The 13,165-nt window shown below is 70.5% G+C and carries 14 protein-coding genes; 7 read left to right on the forward strand and 7 right to left on the reverse strand.

The genetic code is table 11. From position 1 onward, the window contains the following. The first annotated feature begins 17 nt into the window (after positions 1-17). Positions 18-1,292 carry a UDP-N-acetylglucosamine 1-carboxyvinyltransferase gene (gene murA, locus ACEJ41_RS04115; protein WP_374013523.1) on the forward strand — a complete coding sequence of 425 codons (1,275 nt, stop codon included), beginning with the start codon at positions 18-20 and terminating at the stop codon, positions 1,290-1,292. Beyond that, on the forward strand, positions 1,292-1,591 hold the full coding sequence (locus ACEJ41_RS04120; RefSeq protein WP_374013524.1) for a hypothetical protein: 300 nt from the start codon (positions 1,292-1,294) through the stop codon (positions 1,589-1,591). Before murA ends, ACEJ41_RS04120 begins: the two co-directional genes overlap by 1 nt. A gap of 4 nt (positions 1,592-1,595) precedes the next feature. Here ACEJ41_RS04120 and ACEJ41_RS04125 read toward each other — a convergent pair whose 3' ends face one another. From ACEJ41_RS04125 to purM, 4 genes are all read right to left on the reverse strand, one after another. Then, positions 1,596-2,309, reverse strand: coding sequence for a DUF3108 domain-containing protein (locus tag ACEJ41_RS04125; RefSeq protein WP_374013525.1), 714 nt, complete (start codon positions 2,307-2,309; stop codon positions 1,596-1,598). Positions 2,310-2,398: 89 nt separating this feature from the next. After that, positions 2,399-3,064, reverse strand: coding sequence for a phosphoribosylglycinamide formyltransferase (gene purN, locus ACEJ41_RS04130; RefSeq protein WP_374013526.1), 666 nt, complete (start codon positions 3,062-3,064; stop codon positions 2,399-2,401). Further along, the gene (locus ACEJ41_RS04135) at positions 3,061-3,510 is read right to left on the reverse strand and encodes a hypothetical protein (protein WP_374013527.1); all 450 of its coding nucleotides are present in this window, start codon (positions 3,508-3,510) and stop codon (positions 3,061-3,063) included. The genes purN and ACEJ41_RS04135 overlap by 4 nt, the downstream gene beginning before the upstream one ends. Positions 3,511-3,512: 2 nt before the next feature. Next, a complete protein-coding gene (gene purM / locus ACEJ41_RS04140; protein WP_374013528.1) occupies positions 3,513-4,562 on the reverse strand; it encodes a phosphoribosylformylglycinamidine cyclo-ligase in 1,050 nt (349 codons plus the stop codon). Positions 4,563-4,777: 215 nt separating this feature from the next. Here purM and ACEJ41_RS04145 point away from each other — a divergent pair, with 215 nt between their 5' ends. Genes ACEJ41_RS04145 through hda form a run of 3 tightly spaced genes read left to right on the forward strand, consistent with a single transcriptional unit; the run spans position 4,778 to position 7,793 of the window. Continuing rightward, the gene (locus ACEJ41_RS04145; protein ID WP_374013529.1) at positions 4,778-5,881 is read left to right on the forward strand and encodes a DUF2066 domain-containing protein; all 1,104 of its coding nucleotides are present in this window, start codon (positions 4,778-4,780) and stop codon (positions 5,879-5,881) included. Continuing rightward, complete coding sequence (locus tag ACEJ41_RS04150; RefSeq protein ID WP_374013530.1) at positions 5,878-7,068, forward strand: AI-2E family transporter; 1,191 nt, start codon at positions 5,878-5,880, stop codon at positions 7,066-7,068. Before ACEJ41_RS04145 ends, ACEJ41_RS04150 begins: the two co-directional genes overlap by 4 nt. 26 nt (positions 7,069-7,094) lie before the next feature. Further along, a complete protein-coding gene (gene hda / locus ACEJ41_RS04155) occupies positions 7,095-7,793 on the forward strand; it encodes a DnaA regulatory inactivator Hda (protein ID WP_374014061.1) in 699 nt (232 codons plus the stop codon). Positions 7,794-7,811: 18 nt separating this feature from the next. On the opposite strand, the gene murU is transcribed toward hda, so the two are convergent. After that, positions 7,812-8,528, reverse strand: coding sequence for an N-acetylmuramate alpha-1-phosphate uridylyltransferase MurU (murU, locus tag ACEJ41_RS04160; RefSeq protein WP_374013531.1), 717 nt, complete (start codon positions 8,526-8,528; stop codon positions 7,812-7,814). Continuing rightward, complete coding sequence (locus ACEJ41_RS04165) at positions 8,528-9,532, reverse strand: aminoglycoside phosphotransferase family protein (protein WP_374013532.1); 1,005 nt, start codon at positions 9,530-9,532, stop codon at positions 8,528-8,530. The genes murU and ACEJ41_RS04165 overlap by 1 nt, the downstream gene beginning before the upstream one ends. An 87-nt stretch (positions 9,533-9,619) precedes the next feature. On the opposite strand from ACEJ41_RS04165, the gene ACEJ41_RS04170 reads away from it, so the two are divergent. After that, entirely contained in the window at positions 9,620-11,041 is a 1,422-nt protein-coding gene (locus ACEJ41_RS04170) for a mannose-1-phosphate guanylyltransferase/mannose-6-phosphate isomerase (protein WP_374014062.1), read from the forward strand. 52 nt (positions 11,042-11,093) lie between these two features. Here the strand turns inward: ACEJ41_RS04170 and ACEJ41_RS04175 are convergent, their stop codons facing one another. Beyond that, on the reverse strand, positions 11,094-12,599 hold the full coding sequence (locus ACEJ41_RS04175; protein ID WP_374013533.1) for a M20 family metallopeptidase: 1,506 nt from the start codon (positions 12,597-12,599) through the stop codon (positions 11,094-11,096). A 211-nt stretch (positions 12,600-12,810) separates the two neighbouring features. Here ACEJ41_RS04175 and ACEJ41_RS04180 point away from each other — a divergent pair, with 211 nt between their 5' ends. Beyond that, entirely contained in the window at positions 12,811-13,155 is a 345-nt protein-coding gene (locus ACEJ41_RS04180; protein WP_374013534.1) for a ComEA family DNA-binding protein, read from the forward strand. Positions 13,156-13,165 lie beyond the last annotated feature (10 nt).

Genomic DNA, 13,165 nt, shown 5'->3' on the forward strand with positions numbered 1-13,165 from the left:
CCGGAACCCCGGCCTCCATGCAGAAGATCGTAGTCAGCGGCGGCGTGCCGCTCCAGGGCGAGGTTGCCATCTCCGGCGCCAAGAACGCCGTATTGCCCATCCTGTGCGCGACCCTGCTGGCCGATGCGCCGGTGGAGATCCGCAACGTCCCGCACCTGCACGACGTGGTCACCACCATCAAGCTGCTGGGCGAGCTGGGCGCAACGGTCGATTTCGACCGCGACGCGCTGGCCCGCGACGGCGGCCTGGTGGTCGACCCGCGCACGGTGAACCAGCACGTGGCGCCGTATGAACTGGTCAAGACCATGCGTGCCTCGATCCTGGTGCTGGGCCCGCTGCTGGCGCGGCATGGCGCGGCCGAAGTCTCGCTGCCGGGCGGCTGCGCGATCGGCTCGCGCCCGGTGGACCAGCACATCAAGGGGCTGCAGGCGCTGGGCGCCGAAGTCAGCGTGGAAGGCGGTTACATCAAGGCCCGCGCCGGTCGCCTGAAGGGCGCCCGCTTCGTGTTCGACATGGTCACCGTGACCGGCACCGAGAACGTGATGGCGGCCGCGACCCTGGCCGATGGCACCACCGTGCTGGAGAACGCGGCGATGGAGCCGGAGGTCACCGACCTGGCCGATTGCCTCAACGGGCTGGGCGCACGGATCGAGGGTGCCGGCACCTCGCGCATCACCATCCACGGGGTCGAGCGACTGAGCGGCGGCCGCCACACGGTGCTGCCGGACCGGATCGAGACCGGCACCTTCTTGGTGGCCGCGGCCATGACCGGCGGCCGCGTCACCGCCCGTGGCGTGCGCCCGGACACCCTGGAGGCGGTGCTGGACAAGCTGCAGGAAGCCGGGGCCGAGGTCGTGGTCGAGGCCGACAGCATCACCTTGGACATGCACGGGCGGCGGCCGCGTGCGGTCAGCCTGACCACCGCGCCATACCCGGCGTTCCCGACCGACATGCAGGCCCAGTTCATGGCGCTCAACTGCGTGGCCGACGGCGTGGGCGTAATCAGTGAAACGATCTTCGAGAACCGTTTCATGCACGTCAACGAACTGCTGCGGCTGGGCGCGGACATCCATATCGACGGCCACACCGCGGTGGTGCGCGGGGTCGAGCGCCTGGGCGGCGCGCCGGTGATGGCCACCGACCTGCGTGCGTCCGCCTCGCTGATCCTGGCTGGCCTGGTGGCCGAAGGCGACACCACGATCGACCGCATCTACCACCTGGACCGCGGCTACGAGAACATCGAGCAGAAGCTCGGTGCGCTGGGCGCGCGCATCCGCCGGATCGACGGCTGATGCTGCTGCGTGGCCGGCTTACGCCGCGGCGCAAGGTCCTGCTGGCAGTGCTGGCGGCGGTCCTGCTGGCGGTGGGTTGGGCCGGGTGGGCCGGCATCGCCGCCACCCGCGGCATCGCCACCGCCGACATGGACTGGAACGGCGACGGCACGGTCGAGCGCAGGGAGGTGCTGCAGGCGTTCTACGCCGTCGCGGCGGAGCGCCACGCCGAGGGCAACCGCGAGTGCACCACCTTCCGCTGGTACCGCAGCGGCGAAACCATCCGGGTCGAATGCAGGACGGTGTTCGCGGAGCAGTAGGCGATCAGTTGAGCGACTGCAGGGTCAGGTCGATGGTGTCCTTGCCGTCCTCGCGCTGCAGGATTCGCGCCGGCACCGGCATCCCGGGCACGATCCAGGCCACCGTCTCGCGCTTGTCGTCGCGCCGCACCACCTTGGTCGCCTGGCGCGGCTTGCCGGAGATGGTGATCTGCTCCTTGCCGGCGACCTCGTAGTGCATCGCCTTGGCGCGGCCGTCATCGACCATGCGGTAATCCAGGGCCCGCCCGGCGGCGACGTCGCGCACCACCGCCAGGTTGATCAGCAGCGCGTCCATGTCGCCCGGCTGCAATGCCACCGGGCCGCGTCGCTCGGGCTTGACGTCGCCGTGCCAGGTGGCCTGGGCCGCGGACCAGTCGTAGTCGGCCTGCACCGACTTGCGCTTGATCAGCATCACCGTGCGGTCGCTGCTGCTGAGCGGGCGCAGCCGCCCCTGGTGTTCGTCGAACACCGTGGTCTGGGTCAGGTCGGCAAGCTGGTTGCGGACCGTGAGCTGGTACTTCCAGTGTTCGCCCTCGCGGGCCAGGGACATGTGGCCGTCGGCCTTCATGCCCATGTAGCTGGCCTGGTAGCGGGCATTGAACGGTGCCAGCGCCGCAGCCTGCACCGTTGCGGCCGCCAGCAGCAGCCCGGAGGCCACGCAGGCCGGCACGATGCTGCGAAGCACGATGCTGCGAAGAAATTGGGCGCGGTTGTTCATCCTCGGACTCCTGCGTATTGCTTCGTCGACCGGCCTGCGTGTGCATGCGGGGTGCAAGCCGGAGCGTCCAGCCTGGCAGGCCCGCGGTGTCAGCCGCGTGAGCCCGGGTCCAGGACGCCCGTGGAATCTAGTAGCAGTGGTTTAAACAGGGTCTGACCATCAAGCTGGACCTGACCGTCACGTTCAGCCAGCCGGCCGCTGGCGGCCAGGGCCATGACCTCGGTCACCAGCCGGTGCTCCTGCGGCAGCAACCTCTCGGCAAGGGTGTCGGCCGTGTCGCCGGGCAGCACCGGGATGCGCACCTGGGCGATCACCGCACCCGAATCCAGCTCCGGCACCACGAAGTGCACGCTGGCGCCATGCTCGGCGTCGCCGGCGCGCAGGGCCCGGGCGTGGGTGTGCAGGCCCTTGTAACGTGGCAGCAGCGACGGGTGGACGTTGAGCACCCGGCCCTCGAAGCGGCGCACGAAGGCTTCGCCGAGGATGCGCATGTAGCCGGCGCAGAAGATCCAGTCCGGCGCGCACGCGGCCAGCGCATCGCCCAGGGCTGCATCGAAGGCGTTGCGGTCGGGGAAGCCCCGGGCATCGGCGCTCCAGCGCTGCGGCTCGGCCACGCGCTGCAGCGCGGCCGCGTCCGGTCGGTCGGAGAACACGCCGACGATTTCCGCATCCAGGCGCCCGCCGGCGATGGCGTCGAGCAGGGCCTGCAGGTTGCTGCCGCGCCCGGAAACCAGCACTGCGATGCGGCTGGTCATCGCGCCGCGGCTCCGTCCGCGTCGAACAGCGCGCGCACGCCCGGGCGTTGCAGGACCACCAGCAGGGCCACGCCCAGCGCGGTTCCCAGCGGCAGGCCCGGGCACAGCAGTGCGGCGGTGACCATGCACAGCCGGTAACGGCGCGCCGCGCGCAAGGCCCGGCCGGTGAGGACCAGCAGGGCCAGCATCACCACCTGCACCACCAGCACGGCCGAATAGAACGCCAGTGCCAGGCGCCCGCCCTGCTGGGCGTTGCCGGCGGTCGTCTCCATCCACAGGCCCACGCCGACGATCATTGCGGTGAAACACACCGCCAGTGCGCACAGCGCGGCGAACACGTACACCAGCACCGACAGCGTATGCAGCTGGCGGCGGGCGATGTCCTGCGACGGCAGCGGGATGGGCGGGGCGACGGCGGCCTGCGGAACGGGGGGCGGGGCCGGCATCGTCAGCCGATCCGGACCCGTTCGCCGCTGCCGGCAGGGGCCACCGCGCCGATCCGCCGGTGCGGCAGCTGCAGCTGTTCCAGCGCCGCCTCGATGCGTGCCAGCCCGTCCTGCGGCACCACCAGCACGAAGCCGACGCCGCAGTTGAAGGTGCGCCACATCTCCGCGTCGGCCACTGCGCCTTCGCGCTGCAGCCAGTCGAACACCGGCGGCAACACAATGGCCGAGGCCTCGATCTGCAGGCCCAGGTGCTCGGGGATCACGCGGATGATGTTCTCGGTCAGGCCGCCGCCGGTGATGTGGGCCATGGCGTGGATCGCCTCGCCGTGCTCGCGCAGCAGCGACAGCACCGGCTTGACGTACAGCCGGGTGGGCGCCATCAGCGCGTCGGCCAGGGCCACGCCGCCGACCTGCACGTCGGCCGGGCGGCCGGCGCGGTCGTAGATGCGGCGGATCAGCGAGTAGCCGTTGGAGTGCGGGCCGGAGGAGGCGATGCCCAGCAGCACGTCGCCTTCGCGCACCCTGGCCCCGTCCAGCAACTGCGACTTCTCGACCGCGCCAACCGCAAAGCCGGCCAGGTCGTACTCGCCCGGTGCGTACATGTCGGGCATCTCGGCGGTTTCGCCGCCGATCAGCGCGCAGCCCGATTCCTCGCAGCCGCGGGCGATGCCGCCGACCACCGCCACGGTGGTTTCCACGTCCAGCTTGCCGGTGGCGAAATAATCCAGGAAGAACAGCGGCTCGGCGCCCTGGACCAGGATGTCGTTGACGCACATGCCCACCAGGTCGATGCCGATGGTGTCGTGGCGGCCCAGCTGCTGGGCCAGCTTGAGCTTGGTGCCCACGCCGTCGGTCCCGGACACCAGCACCGGCTCGCGGTACTTGCCGGACAGGTCGAACAGCGCGCCGAAGCCGCCCAGCCCGCCCATCACTTCGGGCCGGAAACTGCGCCGGACCAGCGGCTTGATCCGCTCGACGACCTCGTTGCCGACGTCGATGTCCACGCCCGCGTCGCGGTAGGTCAGGGGGGTGGGCGAGGGGATCTGGCTCACATGCGGGCCTGCGGAAAAAGCGGATCGGGCCGGCGATTCTAGCAGCCGGACCGGCGTGCGGCCGCGCTCGGGACTCCCGCGCCCCCGGTGTCCATGGCGGCGCATGCGGGGCCGCCAACCCGGAGCCGGCGGCCCCGCGCGATGGCGCTGCAGCTGCATTCGCGCAACAATTCCGGTATCTCCGCCTCGGCGGACCGTCAGAGCAAGGATCCTGCATGCGCAACCGCCGTGCCGCCGCCCCGTCCCGGTTCCACCTGCCATCGCTGTGCGTGCTGCTGGCCCTGGCCCTGCTTGCGGCGGCGCCCGCGTCCGCGCAGGCCGACCTGCGTACCGAGGGCGACGTGGCCAGTGCGCAGAGCATGTACGCCGGCGAAGTGCAGGTGAACAGCCAGACCGACCAGGCGCGCGAGGCCGGCTACGCCCGTGCGCTGGCCCAGGTGCTGGCCAAGCTGTCCGGGGACACGGACGTGGTTGCCCGGCCCGGCGTGGTCGAGGCGTTGCGCAGCGCGGGCAGTTACGTCGATGGCTACGATTACCGCCAGGACCAGGGCACCTCGCCCGGTGGCGCGCCCACCTTCCGCACCATGCTGGTGGTGCGCTTCGTGCGCGAATCGGTGGATGCACTCACCGCCGCGCTGGGCCTGCCGGTGTGGCCGCAGCCACGGCCCAGGCCGGTGCTGTGGCTGGCGATCGACGACGGCAGCGGCCCGCGCCTGCTTGGCACCGCCCAGGCCAACGCCGCCCGGCCGCTGCTGGACCGCGCCGTCGAGCGCGGCTTCCGCCTCGGCCTGCCGGCCGGCAACGCAGCCGAGCAGGCGGTGGTCGCCGCGATCTGGCGCAATGATCCGGCCGCCGTGACGCGCGCCTCGGCCAGCTACAGCTCACCGATGCAGCTGATCGGCAAGATGTACCGTCGCAATGGCGGCTGGGTGACCGAATGGACCTTCGTCGATGCCGGGCGGACGCTGGCAAGCCGCTCGATCAGCCAGGGTGATCCGCGGCGCGCCCTGGCTGGCGGCGCCGACGTGGCGGCCGACGCGCTGGCCAAGCGCTACGCACGCGTGCCGGCGTCCGAGCCGGCGGGCACCTACCGGGTTGCGTTCAAGGGCGTGCGCAGCGCCGATGACTACCTGCGCGTGTCGGCCCTGCTGCAACAGATGCCGGTGGTGCGCCGGGTGGCGCCGGTGCGGGTCGCGTCGGACCGCATCGAGTTCGACCTGGACCTGCTGACCGGGCTGGCCGGCTTCGAGCGCATGCTCGGCGCCGATGCACCGGTGGTGGCCGTGGAAGGGGTGCAGGCGGAGTACCAGGTGCGATGAGTACCGCCGGGGAATCGCCCGAATTCGAGATCGCGCGCTTCCTGCGCCAGCTGAAGTGGACCCTGCTGGGGCTGATGGCACTGTGGCTGGTGTGGATGCTGGCGCCGGTGCTGACCCCGTTCGTGTTCGGTGCGCTGCTGGGCTGGCTGGGCGATCCACTGGTGGACCGGCTGGAGCGGCGCGGTCGTTCGCGCAACGTGGCCGTGGCCCTGGTGTTCGGCCTGATGACCCTGCTGCTGACCCTGGCCCTGCTGATCCTGGTGCCGCTGCTGGAGCGCCAGGTCAAGACCCTGATCTCCACCTTGCCGCAATACCGCGACTGGTTCGTGGAAACCGCGCTGCCATGGGTGGAAGCGCGCACCGGGCTGGACCTGCTGGTGTGGCTGGATCCGGACCGCCTGGTGGACTGGATCCGCGACCATTGGCGCCAGGCCGGTGGATTTGCCGCCACCCTGTTCGGCTACCTGTCGCGCTCGGGCTTCGCGATGGTCGCCTGGGTCGTCAACGTGGTCCTGCTGCCGATCCTCACGTTCTATTTCCTGCGTGACTGGGACGTGCTGGTGGCGCGTGTGGCCGCGCTGGTTCCGCGCGACCACATCGTCACCGTGTCGCGGCTGGCGCGCGAATCCAACGACGTGCTGGCGGCGTTCATGCGCGGGCAGTTCCTGGTCATGCTCGCGCTCGGCGCGATCTACGCCATCGGCCTGCAACTGGTCGGGCTGAAGGTGGGCGTGCTGATCGGCATCGTCGCCGGCCTGATCAGTTTCATCCCCTACCTGGGCGCGACCACCGGCGTGGTCCTGGCCGTGGTGGCGGCGCTGGTCCAGTCCCAGGGCCTGGACCTGAAACTGCTGATCCTGGTGGGCGCGGTGTTCACCATTGGCCAGTTGCTGGAGAGCTACGTGCTCACGCCGCGCATCGTTGGCGACAAGATCGGCCTGCATCCGGTGGCGGTGATTTTCGCGGTGATGGCCGGCGGGCAGTTGTTCGGCTTCCTCGGGATGCTGCTGGCGCTGCCGGTGGCGGCGGTGGCCAACGTGCTGCTGCGCTATGCCAGCGAACGCTATCGCGAGAGTGACCTGTACACCGGCGAGCAGGTGCCCATCGTGCTGGATGCCACCGGCCATGCCGGGATCGAGCCGGCGCCCATCCCGACGGGCGAAGCGCCGGAGCCGGAAGCGCCGTGAGTGCATCGCCCCCGGCGCCGCCCTCCATGGCCGGGGGTACACCGCAGTTGCCACTGGCCCTGCGCTACCCGCCGGAACAGCGGCTGGACAGCTATGTCGATGCTCCGGCCGGTGCGCTGGAGCAGGTACGCGCCCTGGCCGTGACGCTGCACGCAGACTGGCTTTATCTGGAAGGCCCGGCCGGTTCCGGCAAGAGCCACCTGGGCCTGGCGGCCTGTGCCGAGGCCGAGCGGGTTGGCCGCAGCGCCGCCTACCTGCCATTGCGCACCGCCGCCGGCCGCCTGGGCCAGGCGCTGGAGGCGCTGGATGCGGACCTGGTGGCACTGGACGGGCTGGAGGCCATCGCCGGGCATCGCGACGACGAGGTGGCCCTGTTCGACTTCCACAACCGTGCACGCGCCGCCGGCAAAGGCGTGCTGTACCTGGCCGCTGCCGCACCCGCGGTACTGCCGCTGGTGTTGCCGGACCTGCGCTCGCGGCTGGGCCAGTGCACGCGCATCGCGTTGCGCACGCTGGATGACGATGGCCGGCGCCAGGTGTTGCGCGACCGCGCCAACCGTCGCGGACTGGTGCTGGAGGAGGCGGCCATCGACTGGCTGCTCACCCGTACCGGACGCGACCTGGTGCAACTGCTGGCATTGCTGGAGCGGATCGATCGCGAATCGCTGGCGGCGCAGCGCCGGGTGACCGTGCCGTTCCTGCGCACGATGGCCGCGGGCCGGTAATCGGTTGCCTTGCAGCGTCTACACCGGGTCCGCGCCAGGCCGTTGCGCGATCAGCCGTGAATCCAGTTCGTGCAGGCGCTGCGGCGTGCCCACGTCGGTCCAGTCGCCACGATGGTGCTGGCCGTCGACCGCGCCGCGCGCCATGGCCGCACGCAGCAGCGGCGCCAGCTTGAAGCACGGTGGCGTGCCGGGATCGCCGGCGACGGTGTCGCGCCAACCGGCCAGCAGGGCGCCGCGATAGACGCCGATGCCGGCGAAGGTCAGCCGCGACGGGCCTTCGGTGCCGATCCGGCCCTGCGCATCCAGGACGAAATCCCCGTGCGGGTGGTGCGCCGGGTTGTCCACCAGCACCAGGTGCGCATCACCGGCCGGTGCGCGTGGCAGGCACGCGAAATCGAAGTCGGTCCACACATCGCCGTTGACCGCGATGAACGGTTCATCGCCCAGCAGCGGCAACGCATGCAGCATGCCGCCGCCGGTCTCCAGCGGTGCATCGCCCTCATGGCTGAAATGCAGGCGCAGGCCCCAGCGGCTGCCGTCGCCCAGCACTTCGGGAAAGCGCGCGGCCAGCCACGAGGTATTGATCACCACCTCGTCCACGCCCAGCGCGGCCAGCTTCTCCAGGTGCCAGGCGATCAGCGGCTTGTTGCCGGCCGGCAGCAGCGGCTTGGGCGTGTGCGTGGTGAGCGGACGCATGCGCTCGCCACGGCCGGCGGCAAAGACCAAGGCGCGCATCAGGGGTGCCGTGCGCGGGTGATGTCGGCATCGCCGATGGCGCGCTCGAGCAGTTCCACCATCGGCCGCACCACCTCGTGGCGGCGACCGACCTGGCGCACGTAGTTCCAGACCAGCGGCAGGTCGGCCAGGTAGCCGGGCTTGCCGTCGCGGTAGGCCAGCCGGCAGAACAGCCCCAGCACCTTGATGTGGCGCTGCAGGCCGACCATGTCGAACCAGTACGCGAACACGTCGGGGGCCGCATCGGTCAGCCCCAGCGCCACGGCGCGGCGGTGGTAAGCCTGGCGCCAGTACGCCACCTGCGCATCCGGCCAGGTGATGTAGCAGTCGCGCAGCAGCGAGGCCAGGTCATAGGCCAGCGGGCCGCGCATGGCGCCCTGGAAATCGATGACGCCGGGCGTGTTGGCGTCCACCAGCAGCAGGTTGCGCGAGTGGAAGTCGCGGTGCATGAAGCATTGCGGCTGGGCGTGGGCCGCATTGAGGATGGCGCGGAAGGCCGACTCGACCGGATCCCAGTCCTCGCACTCCAGGTCCATGCCCAGGTGCCGGCGCAGGAACCACTGCGGCATCAGTTCCAGTTCCATCACCATCCACGGTTCGTCGAACGCCGGCAGGCCATCGCTCGAGGCCCGCGCCTGCATCGCCAGGATCGCGTCCATCGCCGGTGCATACAGGCCATCGGCGCTGGCCGGGTCCAGCACGGACAGGTACAGGCGCTCGCCCAGGTCCTCCATCAGCACGAAACCCTGCGCCACGTCGGCGGCCCGCACCGCGGGCACATGCAGGCCGGCATCGGCCAGGCGCGCGCCGATCTCCAGCCACGGGGCGATGTCCTCGCGGCCGGGCGGGGCATCCATCACGATCCAGCTGTGGCCGCCGCTGCGGGTGCGCCAGTAGCTGCGGAAGCTGGCATCGGCCGAGGCGACCTCCAGGGTCAGCGCGGGATCGGACAGGGCCTGGCGGGTCCAGGCCAGGCGCTGGTCGGCGCGGTCGGTCTCGGGCATGTGCTCACACGGGAAGGGCGGTACGCACAGGGTAAACTTGCCGCCATCGTCAGGCGAGCCTGCACACCGGTAGCGTTGCCCATGTCCATGTCCCCCACGCAGCCCCCTTCGCAACTCGTCCCCGTCCTGCTGTCCGGTGGCTCCGGCACGCGCCTGTGGCCGCTCTCGCGCGAGGCCTATCCCAAGCAGTTCCTGCCGCTGGTGGGCGAGGAATCGTTGCTGCAGGAAACCTGGCGCCGGGTGGCCGAACTGGCCGATGCCGCGCCACTGGTGGTGGCCAACGAGGAACACCGTTTCATGGTCGCCGAGCAGTTGCGCCAGGTTGGCGCCGCGCCGCAGGCGATCGTGCTGGAGCCGGTCGGCCGCAACACCGCGCCGGCCATTGCCGCCGCCGCGCTGCAGGCCACCGCCGCCGGCGACGACCCGCTGCTGCTGGTGCTGCCCTCCGACCACGTGATCGCCGCCGCTGCCGCGTTCCGCAATGCGGTGCAGGCTGCGCGCAAGGCCGCCGAGGACGGCGCCCTGGTCACCTTCGGCATCGTGCCGACCGGTGCGGAAACGGGCTATGGCTACATCAAGGCGGCGCCGGGCCAGGGCGTGCGCGCGGTGGAGCGTTTCGTCGAAAAGCCGGACGCGGCCACCGCGCAGGACTATGTGGCCTCCGGCGCGTACTTCTGGAACAGCGGCATGTTCCTGTTCCGCGCCTCGCGTTACCTGCAGGAACTGGGGCGTCACCGCCCCGACATCCTGGACGCCTGCCGCAACGCCTTTGCCGGCGCCGGCCGCGACGCCGACTTCGTGCGCCTCGAGCGCCAGGCGTTTGCCGCATGCCCGGCCGATTCGATCGACTACGCGGTGATGGAGCGCACCGACGCTGCAGCCGTGCTGCCGGTGGACGTGGGCTGGAACGACGTGGGCAGCTGGTCGGCGCTGTGGGAGACGGCCGAGCACGACGCCGACGGCAACGCCCGCCACGGCGACGTGGTCGCACTGGAATGCCGTGGCACCTACACCTGGACCGAGCGCCGCCTGGTGGCGCTGATCGGGCTGGAGGACGTGGTGGTGGTGGATACCGACGATGCGGTGCTGGTGGCGCATCGCGACAAGGTGCAACGGGTCAAGGACGTGGTGGCCGGGCTCAAGCGCGAGGGCCGCGGCGAGGCGGTCCTGCACCGCAAGGTGTACCGGCCGTGGGGTGCCTACGATTCCATCGACATGGGCGAGCGATTCCAGGTCAAGCGGATCACGGTGTCCCCGGGCGCCGCACTGAGCCTGCAGATGCACCACCATCGCGCCGAGCACTGGATCGTGGTCAGCGGCACCGCCAAGGTCACCCGCGGTGATGACGTGCTGCTGCTGTCGGAAAACCAGAGCACCTACATCCCGCTGGGGGTGAAGCACCGCCTGGAAAACCCGGGCAAGGTGCCGCTGGAACTGATCGAGGTGCAGTCCGGAAGCTACCTGGGCGAGGACGACATCGTCCGCTTCGAGGATGTCTACGGGCGCTGAACGCTGGGATCGCCGGCATTTGCTGCCGGCCACGTCCCACCCGCGATTGCCCTCAGCAGCAGCCGTGCCCGCCGTGCGCCTGCCCGCCAGCCACCGCGCCCGTGCCGGCAGTCTCGCCGCGGATGCTGGCCTGGTAGTGCGCGGCAATCACCTGGGCCACGCAGTGGGTCACCCGCTTGCCCATCGGGATATGCAGGAACTCGTTGGGGCCATGCGCGTTGGAATGCGGGCCCAGCACGCCGGTGATCATGAACTGCGCGCCCGGGAACTTCTCGCCCAGCATGCCCATGAACGGGATGGTGCCGCCTTCGCCCATGTACATCGCCGGCTTGCCGAACGCCGCCTGCGAGGCCGATTCGATCGCGGCGGTCAGCCACGGTGACTGCGCCGGCGCGTTCCAGCCGGTGGAGGCCTTTTCCAGTTGCAGCTCCACCGTGGCGCCGCTGGGCGGGTCGGCCAGCAGCACGCTCTTGAGCAGTTCGCCCGCGTGCTTGCCGTCCAGCGTGGGTGGCAGGCGCAGCGACAGCTTCACCGACGTATGCGGGCGCAGCACGTTGCCCGCCGATGCCAGCGGCGGAATGCCGTCCACTCCGGTCACCGACAGCGCCGGGCGCCAGGTGCGGTTGAGCACCAGCTCGGTAAGGTCGTCGGACATCGGCGTCATCCCGTCCAGGAACGGGAACTTGCTGAACACCTCGTCGCCCATCACGCCGGCGACCTTGCCCGCCTGGGCCATGCGTTCGGCCGGGATTTCCACGTACAGGCCGTCGACCTTGATCTTCCCGCTGGCCTCGTCCTCGAGCCGCGACAGCAACTGGCGCAGCAGGCGGAAGCTGGAGGGCACGATGCCCGAGGCGTCGCCGGAGTGGACGCCTTCGCCCAGCACCCGCACCGTGAGGTTGCCGCCGGCCAGGCCGCGCAACGAGGTGGTGCACCACAGCTGCTCGTAGTTGCCGCAGCCCGAGTCCAGGCACACCACCAGCGATGGCTTGCCGATGCGCGCGGCAAGGTGGTCGACGTAGGCGGGCAGGTCGTAGCTGCCCGATTCCTCGCAGGCCTCGATCAGCAGCACGCAGCGCGCGTGCGGCACGCCTTGCCGCTGCAGTGCCTGGATCGCGGCCAGCGAGCCGTAGATCGCATAGCCGTCGTCGGCGCCGCCGCGGCCGTAAAGCCGGTCGCCACGCAACACCGGCTTCCACGGCCCCAGGTCGTCATCCCAGCCGGTCATCTCCGGCTGCTTGTCCAGGTGCCCGTACAGCAGCACGGTGTCGTCGCCGGCATCGGCGCCGCTGGCCGGGACCTCGGCGTAGATCAGCGGGGTACGGCCCTCCAGCTGCACCACCTCGACCTGCAGGCCGGGAATGTCCTGGGCCTGCGCCCAGCCCTGCATCAGCCGCACGGCCGCATCCATGTGCCCGTTGGCCTGCCAGTCCTGGTCGAACATGGGCGACTTGTTGGGAATGCGGATGTAGTCGACCAGCTGCGGGACGATGTCCTGGTCCCACTTGGTGTCGATGAATGTACTGGCGGCGGCGGGATCAAGCCGGGTGGTATGCATGGGGGCTCCGGGGGAAGCGCAGGGTTGCGGACGATTCTACGGCGCGGGGTGTGTAGGAATTTCCCTACACGGGAGCGGGGAGTTTTCCGGCTGCCGCGTCGCCGCCCCGGCGATAGGCTTGTTGCCGGTGGCGCGGAAGACTGGGTCTACCGAGGTGCCGGCAGGAAGCCGGGCCCGGGTACCCACCAACCAAGCTACAGGGAGTGTTGCCATGAAGTCGTTTGCCGTTCTGCTCAAGTCACTGGTGTTGTCCACGTTGTTGCTGGCCGGCGCCGCGTTTGCCGCGGACAAGGTCGACATCAACACCGCCAATGCCGCCCAGCTGGAGAGCGTCCTGGTCGGGGTCGGTCCGTCGAAGGCGGAAGCCATCGTCGAGTACCGCAAGGCCAACGGGCCGTTCCGCAGCGCCGACGAACTGGCACTGGTCAAGGGGATCGGCCTGAAGACGGTGGAGCGCAATCGCGACCTGATCGCGGTCGGCAACGCGGCAACTCCTGCGCGCAAGGCTGCAGCGACGTCCGGTGCCGCCCCGGCCAAGCCGGTGGCGCGCCGCTAGCTAAGGAATG

Source organism: Pseudoxanthomonas koreensis (assembly GCF_041890415.1).
GTDB lineage: Bacteria > Pseudomonadota > Gammaproteobacteria > Xanthomonadales > Xanthomonadaceae > Pseudoxanthomonas > Pseudoxanthomonas koreensis_A.

What these genes read in the sequence shown, in the direction of transcription:
- ACEJ41_RS04165 (WP_374013532.1), bottom strand. Translation starts at nt 9,532, where the DNA reads ATGCCCGAGACCGACCGCGCCGACCAGCGCCTGGCCTGGACCCGCCAG.
- purN (WP_374013526.1), bottom strand. Translation starts at nt 3,064, where the DNA reads ATGACCAGCCGCATCGCAGTGCTGGTTTCCGGGCGCGGCAGCAACCTG.
- ACEJ41_RS04170 (WP_374014062.1), top strand. Translation starts at nt 9,620, where the DNA reads ATGTCCCCCACGCAGCCCCCTTCGCAACTCGTCCCCGTCCTGCTGTCC.
- ACEJ41_RS04145 (WP_374013529.1), top strand. Translation starts at nt 4,778, where the DNA reads ATGCGCAACCGCCGTGCCGCCGCCCCGTCCCGGTTCCACCTGCCATCG.
- ACEJ41_RS04175 (WP_374013533.1), bottom strand. Translation starts at nt 12,599, where the DNA reads ATGCATACCACCCGGCTTGATCCCGCCGCCGCCAGTACATTCATCGAC.
- hda (WP_374014061.1), top strand. Translation starts at nt 7,095, where the DNA reads ATGGCCGGGGGTACACCGCAGTTGCCACTGGCCCTGCGCTACCCGCCG.
- ACEJ41_RS04150 (WP_374013530.1), top strand. Translation starts at nt 5,878, where the DNA reads ATGAGTACCGCCGGGGAATCGCCCGAATTCGAGATCGCGCGCTTCCTG.
- murA (WP_374013523.1), top strand. Translation starts at nt 18, where the DNA reads ATGCAGAAGATCGTAGTCAGCGGCGGCGTGCCGCTCCAGGGCGAGGTT.
- ACEJ41_RS04125 (WP_374013525.1), bottom strand. Translation starts at nt 2,309, where the DNA reads ATGAACAACCGCGCCCAATTTCTTCGCAGCATCGTGCTTCGCAGCATC.
- ACEJ41_RS04120 (WP_374013524.1), top strand. Translation starts at nt 1,292, where the DNA reads ATGCTGCTGCGTGGCCGGCTTACGCCGCGGCGCAAGGTCCTGCTGGCA.
- murU (WP_374013531.1), bottom strand. Translation starts at nt 8,528, where the DNA reads ATGCGCGCCTTGGTCTTTGCCGCCGGCCGTGGCGAGCGCATGCGTCCG.
- ACEJ41_RS04180 (WP_374013534.1), top strand. Translation starts at nt 12,811, where the DNA reads ATGAAGTCGTTTGCCGTTCTGCTCAAGTCACTGGTGTTGTCCACGTTG.
- ACEJ41_RS04135 (WP_374013527.1), bottom strand. Translation starts at nt 3,510, where the DNA reads ATGCCGGCCCCGCCCCCCGTTCCGCAGGCCGCCGTCGCCCCGCCCATC.